Source organism: Enterobacter sp. JH25 (genome assembly GCF_021725435.1).
GTDB classification, from domain to species: domain Bacteria; phylum Pseudomonadota; class Gammaproteobacteria; order Enterobacterales; family Enterobacteriaceae; genus Enterobacter; species Enterobacter intestinihominis.
The window spans coordinates 2,609,763-2,626,307 of the sequence record NZ_CP091319.1 but is presented as its reverse complement, the minus strand read 5'-3'; the positions used below and the strand labels follow the sequence as shown (position 1 = coordinate 2,626,307).

Below are 16,545 nucleotides of genomic sequence, written 5' to 3'. Positions count from 1 at the left end.
CAGAAATAGTGGTATTACGTTAGTGATAATGGTTCTCTTTTGGGTTTTTTTGTCTTTAAATCAGTTAATTGCGCGATTTCTATATTTTTCAGATTAATCTCAGAGTGAGGCGAATGCCTCATGAATCAGCAGTAGCGAAAAAGGAAATATTGAAAAGGCGATAAGCTCATGTAAACTTGTTTACCGTTTGTCAAAATATGTCAGGATTACGCTGGGCCTTATTCTCGAAGGCTCGTGCGGTAGCTATGCCCAAATAATAGTAACGCCCCGGAAAAACCTGACTATTTTTAACAATAGCACCTAAGTCAAATTTTATCCCCTCTCTTCATCCTCTAAATATCGCTACGGAAAAGCATATGAAACTGCGTGTATTGTTATCACTTCTGTTTGTTATGGCGGTGGCGGGCTGTAAGGCGCCGCAAAAACCAGCGATCACCGATGATACGATTGTGACCAGCCAGGTTAATGGCATCACGCTGACGCACCGTCACGCTGTTACCCCTCCGGCGGAGTTCACTCAGGTGAATGAACCGTATCGTGCTATGTACCCGGCATCCCTGATGAGCCGTCCTGACTACGGTGGAAAAGTGATCCGTACGCTTGAGACCGGAAAAACTTACGTCGTGCTGGGGCAGGTTGAACATTTCTGGATGGCGCTGGCCGATGAAGGGAGTGAACAGCTGATTGGTTACGTGCCGATGCGTGCCGTGATCAAGGCCGACCAGTACGAAGCCACCGTGCGTAAACAGGCACTGCGCCCTAAAGCGCGCAAGAAAACCACCTGTGTTGATGTCGATGGCAACAGCAAAGCCTGCAAAGACAGCGCGAACGGTACCTGGATCCTGAACTAAACGGGTTTCACGAGCATATTTTTATGAATAATAAAAATTTCCATCGGATGTGGTTCCCTTTTTTTGCGTTGATTCTCGCGCTGATCGGTGGTTGTACGTCGTCTTCACACAGCGACCCCTCCCGCTACAATCTTCAGTTTCAGGCTCATCCTCAAATCAATGATTCTGCACCGCTTAAGGTCAGAGTATTGCTGCTGAAATCCGATGCGGATTTCATGTCCAGCGACTTCTACTCCTTACAGAACAACGCGTCAGCCACGCTTGGCGCGAATCTGCTGAACAGCGATGTGTTCTTCCTGATGCCGGGCCAGCTTTCGAAAACCCTGAGCGGTCAAAGCTCACCGGAAGCGCGCTATATCGGCGTAATGGCGGAATACCAGGCACTGGACGGCAAAAAATGGCGCGTCTCACTTCCTTTGCCTGTTCCCGGCGAAAACGCGATTTACCAGTTCTGGAAATGGTCCGCAGATGAACTCCAGGCCAGCGTCTTCCTTGACGTAAATGGTATCCGGGTCATCAGCCAGTAACGCCCTTCATAACAGGAAAGAGATCATCATGACGAAAGCAGAAAAGGTCGTCTGGACCGAGGGCATGTTCCTGCGTCCCCACCATTTTCAGCGGACAGAAAGTTACCTCCTCAACCACGTTCGTGAGTGGGGGGCCTTGCAGCGTTCGTATCTCTGGGGCTTTCTCGACCTTGAGCTGGATGAAGCGATGCTTCGCCAGGGCTGTATTGCCCTGAGCTACTGTAGCGGTTTGCTCCCTGACGGCACCTTTTTCCAGGTGCGCAGCGACCGCAACGGTCCGGCCCCGCTAAAAATCCCCGATAATCTTACCAATGAAAAGGTGGTGCTTGCGCTGCCGGTTCGTCGCGGTGGACGTGAAGAGGTGATTTTCAGCGAGGAGCACTCTTCTCTGGCGCGTTTTATTACGTTTGAACAAGAGGTAGAAGACGACAACGCCATGTCGGTCGGGGAAGCGACGGTTCAGTTTGGCCGCCTGCGTCTGACCCTGATGCTGGAGAAAGATCTGACGGCAGAATGGACCGCCATCGGCGTGGCGTGCGTCGCTGAAAAGCGCAACGACAACCACGTGCGGCTGGATAACAGCTACATCCCGCCAATGCTGAACGCCAATAACAGCCCGCAGCTGTACGGCATGATCAATGACCTGCACGGCTTGCTGGTGCAGCGTAGCCAGCAGATCGGCGGCCGCCTGCGCCAGCCGGGGCGTTTCAATACGTCCGAGATGGTTGAGTTCACGCTTCTTTCGCTGATCAACCGCCACCTTGGCGACATCTCACATTTAAAAACGCTGCCGCTGCTTCACCCTGAAGCGCTCTGGCGAAGCTGGCTGCCGTTTGCCACGGAACTCGCCACCTGGACGCCGCAGCGTACCGCAGAGAGCGTACTGCCGGTATACGACCATGACGATCTCGCCCTTTGCTTCGGCAAACTGATGCTGATGCTGCGTCAGGGGCTGTCGCTGGTCATGGAAGATCATGCCATCCAGCTGCCGCTGCACGAACGCTCTCACGGTCTTAACATCGCCACCGTGCCGGAGACCAGCATGGTCCGCGAATTTGGCTTCGTGCTGGCGGTAAAAGCCAATGTCCCCGGCGAACACCTGCAAACCCATTTCCCTGCCCAGATGAAGGTTGCGCCAGTCTCGAAAATTCGCGATCTGGTTCAGCTCCAGCTGCCGGGCATCATGCTTCGGGCAATGCCCGTCGCGCCGCCGCAGATCCCGTGGCATGCAGGCTACAGCTATTTCGAGCTCGAGAGGGGCAGCGAACTGTGGCACGAGATGGACAAGTCTGGGGCATTCGCGCTGCATCTCGCAGGGGAATTCCCGGGTCTCGATATGGAGTTCTGGGCCATCCGTAGCCCGACAGAATAATAAAGCGAGCGCTTAATATGCAGGAACGACAGGATACCGGCAGTGATGCCCTGTTTACCGGAGCCAGTGGGAACAATCAGCTGGTGGCGGCCGCCAATCCGCTGCTCAATGCGATTCCGCAAATCCGTCATTCGGTTTCCCACGACGATCAGGTCGGGCTGCGCCAGCGCCTGATTGACGAAATTCGCCGTTTCGAGGTGCGATGCCAGCAGGCGGGCTTACCATATGAAGTGATTGTCGGCGCGCGCTACTGCCTCTGCACGGCGCTGGACGAAGCCGCCGCTCTGACCCCCTGGGGAAGCAGCGGCGTCTGGTCAAGCAATGGTCTGCTGGTGACGTTTCATAACGAAACCTGGGGTGGCGAGAAGTTTTTCCAGCTGCTGGCACGTCTTTCGCAGAATCCGCGCGAACACATTCTGCTGCTGGAGATGATCAACTACTGTCTGCTGCTCGGCTTTGAAGGCCGCTACCGCGTGCTGGACAATGGCCGGACCCAGCTTGAAACCATCAAACAGCGCCTGTGGCAGATGATCCGTGGCGTTCGCGGCAGCTACCCGCCGCCGCTCTCGCCGCACCCGGAAGATCGCCCCGTTCTGCGCAAGCTCTGGCGGCCGATGATTCCACTCTGGGCGTGCGTGGCGCTGGTCGGCTTTATCGCCTGCCTGTTCTATATCGTGCTGAACTGGCGTCTCGGTGATAACACCAGCCCGGTGCTGGCGAAAATTTACCAGTCCCAACTGCCGGAAACCACGATCCGGCAACCTGCACGTCAGCTACCGGCGGTACTGAACCTGCGCGGCTTCCTGAAACCGGAAATTGATGCCGGTCTGGTGGCCGTTAAGGATGAGGCGGATCGCAGCGTGGTGATCCTGAAAGGGGACGGACTCTTTGCCTCGGCCTCAACGGTGGTGCGCGATCGCTATGAGCCGGTCATCGACCGCATCGCCCAGGCGATGAATAACGTCAGCGGCAAAATTCTGGTGGTGGGGTACAGCGACAACGTGCCGATCCGCAGCGCACGCTTCGCCTCTAACTATGAACTCTCGCTTGAGCGCGCCCGTTCGGTGCAAAAACAGCTCCAGGGTAGCCTCTCGCAGCCTGAGCGCGTCAAAGCCGAAGGGCGGGGCGAGATCAACCCGGTAGCGCCTAACACGACGCCTGAAAATCGCGCCCGTAACCGCCGCGTGGAGATTACGCTGCTGGTATCGCCTGACAATACCCAGGCCGAGCTGAACGGATTGCCGCAAGGAAACTAAGGATGCTGACTACTCTACTTTCTATACTGACCAATCGCATTCTGTGGAGCTTCCTGGGCGTAACGGCGCTCGCGGCGGTCATCTGGATGATTGGCCCGCTGTTGTCCATCGTGGACACCCGGCCCCTTGAATCAGAGCAGAACCGCGTCATCAGCATTGCGGTGGTCTACCTGATTTGGGCCCAGAGCCACATTCTGCCGCGGCTGTATAACGCCTGGCTGAACCGTAAGCTGATGGACAAGCTTAACGAAAATACCACCAGCCCGGAGGCGGCCGATCCGCAGAAACGTCTGAACAGCGAGGAGCAGATCCTTGCCGGGCGTTTCGATGAAGCCGCCCAGATGCTGAAAAAAGCCCACTTCAGCAAAGCGGGACATGGCGCGCAGTGGACGCAGCGCTTCAGTACGCAGTACCTCTATCAGCTGCCGTGGTACGTCATTATTGGCGCGCCGGGTTCAGGTAAAACCACCGCGCTGGCCAACTCCGGGCTGCAATTCCCGCTGGCGGACCGCTTCGGTAAAACCGCGCTGCGCGGCATTGGCGGCACGCGCAACTGTGACTGGTGGTTTACCAACGAGGCGGTTCTGCTGGATACCGCGGGGCGCTACACCACTCAGGAGAGCGAGCAGGTTCAGGACGCCGGGGAGTGGCTGGAATTTATCAACCTGCTGCGTAAATACCGCCGTCGCCAGCCCATCAACGGCGTGATTATCACCATCAGCATTTCCGACCTGCTTTCGCAGTCCGCTGAGGCCTCCCGCCAGCAGGCGGTCAACCTGCGCCAGCGTCTCTCCGAGCTGCATGAACAGCTGGGGATTCGCTTCCCGGTGTATGTGATGGTGACCAAAGCGGATCTGCTTAAAGGCTTCCGCGCCTGGTTTGCGGATTACGACAAAGCCCAGCGCGATCAGATCTGGGGCTTTACGCTGCCGTGGGAGCAGACCAAACACGCCGATTACGACCTGATGGGCAACTTCCAGCAGGAATTTTCCCTGCTGCAACAGCGTCTGGATGCTGGCCTGCCGGAAACCATGCTTAAAGAGCATGACGCCAAAACCCGTGCGGAAGCCTATCTCTTCCCGCAGGAGTTCGCCGCGCTGCGTCCGCTGCTGGCAGACTACCTGAGCACGGTCTTTGCCCGCTCAAACTTCGAAACCGAATTTTCGCCGCGCGGCATCTACTTTGCCAGCGGCACCCAGGAAGGGATGCCGTTTGACCGCGTGATGGGCGAGCTGAACCGCGCGCTCTCCTTACCTGAAGGGGAGGAAAGCACGCGCTGGGATTCGGTAAGCAAAGAGGCGCCGATCCCGGGCGCGAAGGGCCAAAGCTTCTTCATTAAAAATCTGCTGCAAAACGTGATTTTCCAGGAAGCGGGCATCGCCGGGGAAAACCGCTGGTGGGAGCTGCGCAACCGCGCCGTGATGTGGTCCGGCTACGCGGCGCTGCTGGCCCTGCTGGTGATCCTGGGTGGTCTGTGGCTGACCAGCTACGCCAAAAATAAAGCTTATCTGGAAGAGGTAGATGCAAAAGTGCCGATGCTGGAGCAGCAGAGCAAGGCGCTGCAAAACCAGCCCCAGCGAGATCTGTTTGCGCTTCTGCCGCTGCTTAACAGCCTGGTGGATCTGCCGAAAAGCGATGCCTTCGACGTTAACAACCCGCCGGTTTCCCGCCGCATGGGGCTTTATCGCGGGGATGACGTCAGCGATGCCTCGCAGTCTCTGTATCAGAAGGCGCTGGATCAGATGCTGCTGCCTGCCGTGGCGATGCACATTACCACCTGGCTGCGCAACGACAACGGCAGCGACGTGGAGTACAGCTATGAGGCGCTGAAAGCCTATCAGATGCTCTACCAGCCTAAGCATTATGACGGTAAATTCCTGCACTCGTGGGTTATGCTCAACCTGCAACGCAACCTGCCGCAGAACGTGACGCAGGCGCAGCTTCAGGAGCTGGAATGGCACCTGACGCAGCTGCTGGAGCCAAAAATTCAGGCTTCACCGTATGCGCAGGATGAGGATCTGGTGGCCCGCGAGAGGGCGCTGATCAACCAGCAGCCGCTCTCAACACGCGTATATGGGCGCCTGAAACGTCTGCTGGAGCATGATGAGAACCTGAAGCCGGTTTCGCTTTCTGATCTCGGCGGCCCGCAGAGCGAGCTGGTGTTTTCGCGCAAAAGCGGCAAGCCGGTGAGTGAGGGCGTACCGGGCCTCTACACGCCGGACGGCTACTGGAAAAGCTTCAACTACCAGATCGACAGCGTGACCACCGCCCTGCACGAGGACGATGCCTGGGTAATGGGAGCGACCACTGCCCAGGAAGATAAACAGCAGATCGACAACGCCGTGCGTCAGCTCTACATGCGCGACTTTATCGTTAACTGGGATCGCTTTCTCGCTGATATTCAGCTCAACAACAGCGCCGATCTTTCCCAGCGTATCAACACCGCGCGCCTGCTTTCAGGCACCAATTCGCCGCTGCGCCGTCTGGTACTTAACCTGAGCAAGGTGCTGACCCTGTCGCGCACTGCGCCTGCGCCGGAAGATGCGCAAAAAGCGGAAGACCAAAGCAACCGCGCCACCCGCACGCTGGAAGCGCTGTTCAGCAACGGTGACAATGCCCCGACGCAGGGCGCGGTTGTGACGCAGGCGCCTGAGCAACTGGTGACCGACCACTATGCGCCGATGATTGAGCTGGCGCAGCCGCTGGAGAAGGGCGGTAAGACCATCGTCTTTGATGATTTTCTCAAGCAGGTTGACGAGCTTTATCGCTACCTGACTGCCGTTCAGGATGCAGCAAACAGCGGTATGCCTGCGCCGGGCGGCGATGCAATTAGCCGCCTGCAAGCCAGCGCGGGACGTCTGCCGGGCGGGCTGCAAACCATGTTCAGCAATATGGCCGTCGGCGCCAGCAGCGACACTCAGCGTCGCGATCTGGAGAACGTGCGTAAGCGCATTAACGTGGAAGTGGGTGGGTTCTGCCGTCAGGCGATTGCCGGGCGTTATCCGCTGGTGCGCAGCGCCAGCACCGAGGTGACGCCGGACGATCTCGCCCGCATGTTCGCGCCGGGCACCGGACTGATGGACACCTTTTTCCGCGACAACCTGACCAACAAGGTGGACACCACCCAGGCGAACTGGCGCTTTATGCCGGGCATCGACGGTAAAACGCTGCCGGGCAGTGAAGGGCTGCTGCGTCCGTTCCAGCAGGCGCAGTCTGTCCGCGATGCCTTCTTCGCAAACGGCGCGACCACGCCATCCTTCAAGGTGACGGTGCGCACCGTGCGTATGGACAATACCATCCTGAACCTGACGCTGGACGTGGACGGCCAACTGCTGCGCTACAGCCACGGTCCGCAGGCGGTGCAGATCATGACCTGGCCGGGGCCGGGCGGGACGAACCAGGTGCGTATGCAGCTCGGTCTTGCCAATGGCAGCACCGCAACGCTGGTGACCAACGGTTCCTGGGCGCTGAACCGCTTTTTCGACAAGGCGCGCACCAGTCCTGGCGCGGGTAGCCTGAGCCGTCAGGCTACCTTCAACGTCGACGGACATCAGGTCACGCTGGAGTTTGCCCCGAACAGCATCCGTAACCCGTTCCAGCTTCCCCGTTTCTCATGCCCATAACCGCAAGGACAGCCGTATGACGAATACCCCTGCGATGAACCGTTATAGCTGGTATGGCAAATTACCCAGCGCCGGAGATTTTTTGCAGCGTCGCTTTCCGGATACCCTGCAACGCCAGTGGTCGCACTGGTTTCAGGTCGGCCTGCTGGCCTGGCAACAGGAAGAGCAGCGCAGCGGCGAGCGCCCGTTTTCTAAAGCCCCGGTGTGGAACTTTGTCGTCCCGCCGATGCTCGGAAGCCAGATGATTCAGATGGGCTGCCTGCTACCGGGCCGTGACAGCGTAGGCCGTCACTATCCGGTATGCCTGCAACTGAGCTTCACCCCGGCCGAGTGGTCATCCCGTCTGCTCGGGCAGGCTGAAAGCTGGTACCAGCAGCTTGGCCGTCTGGGGCTGCACGCGGTGCGTAACAGCTATTCTGCCTCCCAGCTGGATGAAATGCTGATGACCATCCCGGCGCCCCAGCCGGTTGAGCCGCAAAAGCGTTCCGACATTCTCGACGTGATTGGCTATGACGACGAGGGTCAGAGCACGCTGGGCTGGCCGCAGGCGGCGGAGTGTTTTGATCCGCTGCGCCAGACCAGCTACTGGTGGACAAACCGCTGCGACGGCTATCCGCTTTACACCCACGTCCACAGCGGAAACTTCACCGGGCAGCTCTTTACGCTGCTGTTCGATCCGGCAGGCGGCGCCCGTCCGGGCCGCCACGGTCTTTACCCGCCTATGTTTGAATAAGCAGGGATCTTATGAATATCGATGAATTTCTCGCGCCGATAAGCCCCGATAACCCCTGCGGTGAAAACCTGGAGTACGACGCTGATTTCCAGGCCATGGGGCAGGCCAGTCAGGGCAAAGCCGAACAGCAGTTTGGCGACACCATCATTCCGGCAGAGCCTGCCGACTGGAACACGGTGGAAAGACTCGCCACCAGCCTGCTGGGCCGCACCAAAGATCTTCGCGTCATGCTGGCGTTAACCCATGCCTGGACGCGTCGTCGCGGGCTGGCAGGTTACGCCGACGGGCTACTGCTGGTGCAGGAAGCCCTGTCCCGTTACTGGGAGCAACTTTACCCGCTGCTGGAAGAGTATGGCGAAACCGATCCGTTCTACCGCATTAACGCCCTCGCCGGGCTGAGCGATAAATCTGACCTGACGGTCGCGGTGCGTAACGCCTCACTGCTCCGCTCTAACGGCGATGAGATTTCGCTCCGTGACGCCCAGGCGCTGCTTGACGGCAGTAAAACAGAGTGTCCGGATTATCCGGGCGGTCGTCCACGACTGATCGATGAGCTGGCCCGGGGCGATCAGCCCGGCACCGAAGCGGTAATCGTGATCAACGAACGCCTGCTCGCCATCCGCGAACTGCTTACCGGCTATCTCGGGGAAAGTGGCGTACCGGAGATGGAACAGCTGCTGAAAACCGTCGGGCAGGTTTCGAGCGCCTGTCAGGTGACCGATATCAGCAAGCTGCTGCCGAACCGTGACGCGCAGGCTGAGCAGCACGCCGAGCCGCAGCCGGTGACCGCGTCGCCCGTTCAGCAGGTGACGGACTGGCGCAGCGTGCAGGTGACCAGCCGCGCCGACGCGCAACTGATGTTGGAAAAAGCGAAACAGTATTTTGCGCAGTACGAACCCAGCCACCCCGCACCGCTGATGATTGAACGGGTGCAGCGGCTGTTTGAACTCAACTTTATGGACATTATTCGCGACCTGGCGCCAGACGGCGTTAACCAACTGGAAAACATCTTTGGACGCCGCGAATGACGCGTCCTGGCATTATGACGACAGGCATGGAGTCTGCCGTTTCACCTTCACCGCGCATCTTTGATGGAGAACATCATGGCAATGAGTAACAGTGGACAGAAATTCATCGCACGTAACCGTGCTCCCCGCGTGCAGATCGAATACGACGTAGAGATCTACGGCGCAGAACGCAAAATTCAGCTGCCGTTTGTGATGGGCGTTATGGCCGATCTGGTTGGCAAGCCGGTGGAAAACCTGCCAGCCGTCGACGAGCGTAAGTTCCTTGAAATCGACATCGACAACTTCGACGAACGCATGAAGGCGCTGAAGCCGCGCGTGGCGTTCCAGGTGGATAATACCCTGACCGGCGAAGGTAAGCTCAACGTCGATCTGACCTTTGACAGTATGGACGACTTCCTGCCGGACGCGGTGGCCCGCAAAGTAGAGCCGCTGAACAAGCTGCTGGAGGCTCGTACCCAGCTCTCTAACCTGTTGACCTACATGGACGGCAAAAACGGTGCGGAAGAGCTGATTGCGAAAATCCTTCAGGATCCGACGCTGCTCAAATCCCTGAGCCAGATGCCAAAAAATGACGAAAGTGCAAAAGGTAGCGAGGAATAATCGATGAGCAACCAGACTCAACAACACGATCAGCAGGCGGGCCAGGCGTTCAGCCAGGACGAGTTCAGCGCGCTGCTGAATAAAGAGTTCCGCCCGAAAACCGATCAGGCGCGCTCTGCCGTAGAAAGCGCGGTTAAAACCCTGGCGCAGCAGGCGCTGGAAAACACCGTGACCTTCTCAAACGATACCTACCGCACCATTCAGAACCTGATTGCCGGTATTGACGAGCAGCTTTCACAGCAGGTGAACCAGATCATTCACCACGAGGAGTTCCAGAAGCTGGAGAGCGCCTGGCGCGGGCTGAGCTATCTGGTGAACAACACCGAAACCGACGAGATGCTGAAGATCCGCTTTATGAGCATCTCCAAGCAGGAGCTGGGCCGCACCCTGAAGCGCTACAAGGGCGTGGGCTGGGACCAGAGCCCGATCTTCAAAAAAATCTACGAGCAGGAGTACGGCCAGTTCGGTGGCGAGCCGTTTGGCTGCATCGTAGGCGACTACTACTTCGACCACAGCCCGCAGGACGTTGAGCTGCTGGGCGAGATGGCGCGCATCGGCTCTGCGGCCCACTGTCCGTTCATCACCGGCACCGCGCCGGGCGTGATGCAGATGGAGTCCTGGCAGGAGCTGGCTAACCCACGCGACCTGACAAAAATCTTTCAGAACACCGAATACGCCGCCTGGCGTTCACTGCGTGAATCGGAAGATGCCCGTTATCTGGGCCTGGTCATGCCGCGCTTCCTGTCGCGTCTGCCGTACGGCATTCGCACCAACCCGGTCGACAGCTTTGACTTTGAAGAGCAGACCGACGGCGCAAACCACAACAGCTACTCCTGGGCGAACGCGGCTTACGCGATGGCCGCCAACATCAACCGTTCCTTCAAAGAGTACGGCTGGTGCACCTCGATTCGCGGCGTGGAGTCCGGCGGGGCGGTGGAAAACCTGCCGTGCCACACCTTCCCGAGCGATGACGGCGGCGTGGACATGAAATGCCCGACCGAGATCGCCATCAGCGATCGTCGTGAAGCCGAGCTGGCGAAAAACGGCTTTATGCCGCTGGTTCACCGTAAAAACTCCGACTTCGCCGCCTTCATCGGCGCGCAGTCCCTGCAAAAACCGGCCGAGTATCACGACCCGGATGCCACCGCTAACGCGCGCCTGGCCTCCCGTCTGCCTTACCTGTTTGCCTGCTGTCGTTTTGCTCACTACCTGAAGTGCATCGTGCGCGACAAAATCGGCTCCTTCCGCGAGCGCGAAGAGATGGAACGCTGGCTGAACGACTGGGTGATGAACTACGTCGACGGTGACCCGGCGAACTCCTCCCAGGAAACCAAGTCCCGCAAACCGCTGGCGGCTGCGGAAGTGCAGGTGCAGGAAATTGAAGACAACCCTGGCTACTACGCCGCGAAGTTCTTCCTGCGTCCACACTACCAGCTGGAAGGTCTGACCGTTTCCCTGCGTCTGGTTTCTAAACTGCCGTCGCTGAAGACGAAGGACGCGTAATGATGATTGCCGGCCCGAAGGGGCCGGCAATTTGAGCGGAAGAGCTTAGCTTGTTTCTGTCAGTGAATAAGGATATACGGTGAAACATATACTTTTGATCGCGACCAGTTTGCTGGCAGTTTCTACTCTCGCAAGCGCGGAGGCAGGAAATTACAAATACCCTCAAGCGGAAGCATTGCCTCAGGATGACACATCAAACTTCCAACGCGATCCGACGCTGTTAACAGGGTACGATTTAAATCTGAGTGCAGAGCGTTTTGCTAAAGCCTGGCTGTCGAAAACGAATGAACGTGAACGCATTAAGGCAAATATGTATCTTCTCGGCGTAGTCGACGCGTCTGAGGGCACTGCATGGTGCAAGGGCAGGCCTTTTTTGCCAAATACAATACATGAGTTTCTCTATTCTCGTTTTGCGGACTTATCGAAACAGAAAGGCGAGGAACGCGCTTCAAAAATCATCATTGACGGCATGAAAGAATTACGCCCGTGCAAAAAAGGAGAGTGACAGATGAGACCATTATACGAACAACTTAAACGTCAGCATTACTCTTCAAATCACACACGCGCGGGTTTTGCCTCGGGTGAACAGGTTTTTTCAGAAATTGGCTACGATTATTCGACGATTATCAAGCAACAACCGGCATACGAAAATACCTGTGCGGTAAGAATGAGCCTGGCATTGTTAAAATGCAATGTTGAATTTACAGGGCGTTTACCCATAAAGACCGGTCCCTATAAGGGAAAAACAATCGAGCCTGGCGCAAAATTACTTGCCGATCAGCTTTATAAATCCCATGTGTTTGGCAAGGCAGAAATCTTTAAAGACCGCGAGGCTGGTGCACGCTCAATGTTGGGCCGAAAAGGTGTTGTTTTCTTCAATAAAATTGATGGGTATGGGGGTGGTCATATCGACCTTATCGAGCCTCTGAGTAATAATTCGTTTATATGTAACTCCGATTGCTTTCCGTACTGTCAGGAAATCTGGTTTTGGGAATTAAAATAATTATATTCAGGTTTCTAAAGACCGCATTTCTTTTGCTCACTTGCTTATCTTTTTCTGCTCGCGGTGACAACCCTTACGTTGATTTTTATCAGCAGCAAACATACCGGCAGGTGGTAAAAGATTTGGTCCTGGCGCGCTGCCTTGCGCAGGTTGCAGATAAAGGCAGTCAATTTTCTGCTGATGCGGCCCGCAGTGCGAGTGCATTTATTGAGTGGATGCCGTTTGATGCTGAAAACGGTACTGACAAAGTTAACGCCATTATTGGGAAGTATAAAAACCAAATTAATGGTTTCCACTCGGAGCGCAAACCTGATGTAAAAGGCGTAACCTTAAATTGTCTACGTCTTTATCATAGCGACGAACTGAATAAACTGGTTCCGCAGCTCATCATTGGCGATCCTGATCGTACCTGGATTCAGGATAGTCCGCAGTAGTAAAAGACTTCACATTCTTTCCGTTCATTCAGGGGGAATGTAAGACTGTCAAATGACACGGGTCGTTTGATATGAGGCAGAGGTAAAATATGGACGGTTTTATTCAGCCCCATGCTTTCCTGTTTGCCATATAAGGGCTTTTTCGAAAGCAATATTGTTCATCCACGAAGAGTAGATATTATGGCTATTGATATGTTTCTGAAGGTCGAGGGTGTTACGGGCGAATCTAAAGATTCTAACCACACCGGCTGGACTGACATTACCTCCTTCTCCTGGGGCGCGTCCCAGCCAGGTAATATGAGTGTGGGTGGTGGCGGCGGTGCCGGTAAAGTTAACTTTAACGATCTGCACGTTAACGCTCTGATCGACAAATCCACTACAGCAATCCTGAAACACTGCGCAAGCGGTAAACACCTGACCAAAGTTGAACTGTCCGTCTGCAAAGCGGGTGGTCAGCAGGTTGAATATACCCGCATCACCCTGGAAGACGTTCTCGTGACTTCCGTTCAGTACACCGGTGCCGACAACGGCGATACCGTTGGCGTGACCTATGCATTCCAGGCTGCGAAAGTGAAACAGCAGTACTGGGAGCAGACCACTGCCGGTGGTAAAGGTGCTGAAAGCAGCGCTGGCTGGAACATCAAAGAAAACAAAGAAGCGTAATTGTTCATCCATGACCGGGGAATCTCCCCGGTCATGATGATTGATTCCAAATATGTTGCAGGTGAATCATTATTAGAGAGTTAAGCCTAATATCAATCGCATCAACCTGTAGGGCTTGCATTTCACCACCTGCACAGTATAAGAAACTTTCTATTAAGTTAAAAAAACAATATCCTTTGTTTTGATATCCGGCAGGATTCAAATTTTAATGGGCCTGTATCAGTTTGCGCACCATCAGTAATGAAACACGTTGGTAATCAATGGAAAAACTATTAATTCTCCTGACCAACTTCCAGCAATGCGTATCTTGAATACAGAGGAGTGTATTTGTCTGAATGAGGTTGACTGGCGCGAGGGTGAGTATGATGTTGTATTGAAGACTGTCAATGAAAAAACTGCTATTCAATATGCTCCACGGTTTATAATAAAGAAAGGTATAAGTAGCGAGTTACTTTTTTACGGCAAGTGAATGATATAATTTTCAAACCTCGGTATTTCATGAGTGCATCGGCGTTTGAATGTTTATTTAATTATGAAATAATTAAACAATTCACCACTGCAAACTCTGGACAACTAAGTGTGTTGATTAAAGGGTTTAAATATGACACATCGTTCAACCGTTGGTCCGGGCTACTGTGTGGTCCAACATCCTGGAACTTTAGATTATCAAGCTCGATTATTGTTTAATAATGTCAATAGCGATGCCGCTAGATACTTTATGCAAATAAACAATGACACGCCTTGGTTGAAACCAGGGCAGTTACTCATCGTGGCTGACCCAGACAACACGAATCAGTCATCGCAACTGAGTATTCTTTCCAGAGCAAAACAGAAAATTAACCATGCGCTGGCATCATTAAACACATCAGTTGCAGAGTACCTCCACGTTAATTATGACAATATTTCTGCATTGACTTCCTTAGGTGATAAACTAGCTGGGAATGCTGGTGATTTAGGGGAGAAATATTTCAGGCAAATTGAAAATATACTCATTAAAATTGAAAGGACTTATCAGAATCAGTTTATATCCCAAGGTTCTTTAATTGGTCAGCAGTTTTATATGGAAAGAAGGGCGTTATTCACTCAGTTAAAACCTTTATTAAATAACGTAAGCAAACTAACACTTAAGATTCAAACCTACGAAAATCTAAAAAAAGCATTGAACTTATCAAGCCGCTCTATCGTCCATGAATGGAGTACGGTTGGTGTCGGCGCCATCCCTGGATATTCAGATTATATTGTACGCTCTTCTCGCGCGGCTAGTATTATGAAAGCAGGGGGCTGGATCTCATTAGGTTTCTCTTTTTTGAATACTTCTAATGATGTTTATAAAGCCTGTACTGTCGATCGTGAAGATGAATGTGGAAAAGTTGCTGTTACTGAATATAGTAAGTTTGGTGGAGGTACGCTTGGTGCTGCGGGAGGAGCCTGGGCTGCGTCTTTAGGAACTGGCGCTCTTTGCGGTGCAATGGGAATACCTACGATGGGTACTGGTGCCCTTGTGTGTGGAATTGTCGTAGGACTAGGCGCTACTTCTGCGGGAGCCTGGATGGGTACTAAAGGAGGGGCTGAATTGGGTGAAGGGATTAGTAACTTGATTTTTTCTGGGGACGAATAAATGTATGGAGATTTGCGTTTAATATTGCTTTTATTAGTTTTTTTAGGATTGTTTACTTCTTTGTGTTTCTATTTTTATTTTTATCGTAAATATTCACGGGAGCTATCAAAATCATTTCATCTTTTGAGTGATAAGCAATATTTAGATGTAAACGATTATCTTTTTTATGAACAACTTGGTCTTCCCGGATTTGCGCATCGAGTGTTCCTTATGAAAAGGATTTTGGCTGGAAAGGCCACAAAGCAAAATAGAAAAAAAAATCCTCCTCCGGAGGCAGAGGCATTAGTATCATCGTTATACGATTTCTCATGGATAAAAATGTTTTACAGGATGACACTTTTTGTTGTCTTTTTAATGCTTCTATTGTTCTTATTGATTGCTACAGGACACTAAAAGCATGTCATCTTTATGCATGGTAAATATAACGTTATAGCTTCTTGTGCTTTTATTTATTAACATTGTAATCATGGGTGTTTACAGTTCTCGGTTTTTTAAAAAACACGAGTCGGATTATAAGCGACTTCTCTCTGAATATCGCCAAAAGGTTATGATATCGACCTGATGGCAAATCATGCATCGTTTTTTGGTTCACTGGTGAATTATCAAAAAATAATCCGGTTTATTCGTCTTCGCAAAGGCGTGAAGATGAAGTTCACCAAGGGCAGGAATGTTAAGGGTGAAGCCTATCAGTTTGTTCAGTCTTTACCGGAAGATCGAATTAGCTGGATGTTAAAACTGCACCGACTTTATATCATTCAGGCAATGCTTTTTACGCTGTGGCTTGTTGTAGGTATTGTTTTTTCAGTAAGCCGTTAAATGGCTTTTGTCAACTTTTTGTTACCAACTATTGTTATCGACTCAATAGTGTCAGCATTTGAATGCTGATTTTATTCAATAGAGAGTAATGTGATTGTTAATAATGCTTTATCCATTCTTGTATTTTTTCTTTTTGCCTTGTTCTTAATCCTGATGGTTAGTTTTTATATTGATTATCGAAAATACTCAAGTGAAATTTCGGGAATATATAATTCATTAACGCAAGCAGGTTTATTAAGAGAAGGAGATTATCAAGTTTGGGAAGGGTTGGGGTTCTGGGGCTTCGGTTTACGCGTCACAATTTTATCAAGGTTATTACGGGGTAAGAGCGTTAAGTTAACTGACTCTCGAAGGCTTCAGTCTCATACATGTCATGATGTTTTGTCCGGCTTTGAACTATCCTGGGTTTATTCATATGACAAAAAACTTAAATTCACAATGGCTATTTTTATACTGCTTTTAATTTTGACCAGTATTAATGAGATATAATTTTTCATTGTCTTTATGATTGATTTTGT

Annotated in this window: 17 protein-coding genes; all 17 read left to right on the top strand. The window is 53.1% G+C overall.

Annotated elements, in window-relative coordinates:
- Positions 1-356: 356 nt before the first annotated feature.
- Positions 357-851: a hypothetical protein gene (locus L2Y28_RS12625; RefSeq protein WP_006810964.1), complete on the top strand. Its 495-nt coding sequence runs from the start codon at positions 357-359 to the stop codon at positions 849-851.
- 23 nt (positions 852-874) lie between these two features.
- Positions 875-1,378, top strand: a complete 504-nt coding sequence (gene tssJ, locus L2Y28_RS12620) for a type VI secretion system lipoprotein TssJ (RefSeq protein ID WP_022648418.1) — start codon at positions 875-877, stop codon at positions 1,376-1,378.
- 28 nt (positions 1,379-1,406) lie between these two features.
- Positions 1,407-2,750: a type VI secretion system baseplate subunit TssK gene (gene tssK, locus L2Y28_RS12615; RefSeq protein WP_022648417.1), complete on the top strand. Its 1,344-nt coding sequence runs from the start codon at positions 1,407-1,409 to the stop codon at positions 2,748-2,750.
- 17 nt (positions 2,751-2,767) lie between these two features.
- A complete protein-coding gene (locus L2Y28_RS12610) occupies positions 2,768-4,006 on the top strand; it encodes a DotU family type VI secretion system protein (protein ID WP_022648416.1) in 1,239 nt (412 codons plus the stop codon).
- Between the two features lie 2 nt (positions 4,007-4,008).
- Complete coding sequence (gene tssM / locus L2Y28_RS12605; RefSeq protein ID WP_022648415.1) at positions 4,009-7,629, top strand: type VI secretion system membrane subunit TssM; 3,621 nt, start codon at positions 4,009-4,011, stop codon at positions 7,627-7,629.
- Positions 7,630-7,645: 16 nt separating this feature from the next.
- On the top strand, positions 7,646-8,362 hold the full coding sequence (tagF, locus tag L2Y28_RS12600) for a type VI secretion system-associated protein TagF (protein WP_006810959.1): 717 nt from the start codon (positions 7,646-7,648) through the stop codon (positions 8,360-8,362).
- Between the two features lie 11 nt (positions 8,363-8,373).
- The gene (gene tssA, locus L2Y28_RS12595; protein WP_022648414.1) at positions 8,374-9,390 is read left to right on the top strand and encodes a type VI secretion system protein TssA; all 1,017 of its coding nucleotides are present in this window, start codon (positions 8,374-8,376) and stop codon (positions 9,388-9,390) included.
- A 75-nt stretch (positions 9,391-9,465) separates the two neighbouring features.
- On the top strand, positions 9,466-9,990 hold the full coding sequence (gene tssB, locus L2Y28_RS12590; protein WP_022648413.1) for a type VI secretion system contractile sheath small subunit: 525 nt from the start codon (positions 9,466-9,468) through the stop codon (positions 9,988-9,990).
- Between the two features lie 3 nt (positions 9,991-9,993).
- Positions 9,994-11,493, top strand: coding sequence for a type VI secretion system contractile sheath large subunit (gene tssC / locus L2Y28_RS12585; RefSeq protein WP_006810956.1), 1,500 nt, complete (start codon positions 9,994-9,996; stop codon positions 11,491-11,493).
- Positions 11,494-11,572: 79 nt separating this feature from the next.
- A complete protein-coding gene (locus L2Y28_RS12580) occupies positions 11,573-11,998 on the top strand; it encodes a Rap1a/Tai family immunity protein (protein WP_022648412.1) in 426 nt (141 codons plus the stop codon).
- Positions 11,999-12,001: 3 nt separating this feature from the next.
- A complete protein-coding gene (locus tag L2Y28_RS12575) occupies positions 12,002-12,496 on the top strand; it encodes a T6SS effector amidase Tae4 family protein (protein ID WP_022648411.1) in 495 nt (164 codons plus the stop codon).
- Complete coding sequence (locus L2Y28_RS12570) at positions 12,481-12,930, top strand: T6SS amidase immunity protein Tai4 family protein (RefSeq protein WP_022648410.1); 450 nt, start codon at positions 12,481-12,483, stop codon at positions 12,928-12,930. Before L2Y28_RS12575 ends, L2Y28_RS12570 begins: the two co-directional genes overlap by 16 nt.
- Positions 12,931-13,110: 180 nt before the next feature.
- A complete protein-coding gene (locus L2Y28_RS12565) occupies positions 13,111-13,593 on the top strand; it encodes a type VI secretion system tube protein Hcp (RefSeq protein ID WP_014884229.1) in 483 nt (160 codons plus the stop codon).
- Positions 13,594-14,194: 601 nt separating this feature from the next.
- Positions 14,195-15,211, top strand: a complete 1,017-nt coding sequence (locus L2Y28_RS12560; protein WP_022648409.1) for a hypothetical protein — start codon at positions 14,195-14,197, stop codon at positions 15,209-15,211.
- A complete protein-coding gene (locus L2Y28_RS12555) occupies positions 15,212-15,604 on the top strand; it encodes a hypothetical protein (protein WP_032622424.1) in 393 nt (130 codons plus the stop codon).
- Positions 15,605-15,772: 168 nt separating this feature from the next.
- Positions 15,773-16,027 carry a hypothetical protein gene (locus tag L2Y28_RS12550; protein WP_072202182.1) on the top strand — a complete coding sequence of 85 codons (255 nt, stop codon included), beginning with the start codon at positions 15,773-15,775 and terminating at the stop codon, positions 16,025-16,027.
- A gap of 90 nt (positions 16,028-16,117) precedes the next feature.
- Positions 16,118-16,516 carry a hypothetical protein gene (locus tag L2Y28_RS12545; protein WP_126493930.1) on the top strand — a complete coding sequence of 133 codons (399 nt, stop codon included), beginning with the start codon at positions 16,118-16,120 and terminating at the stop codon, positions 16,514-16,516.
- Positions 16,517-16,545 lie beyond the last annotated feature (29 nt).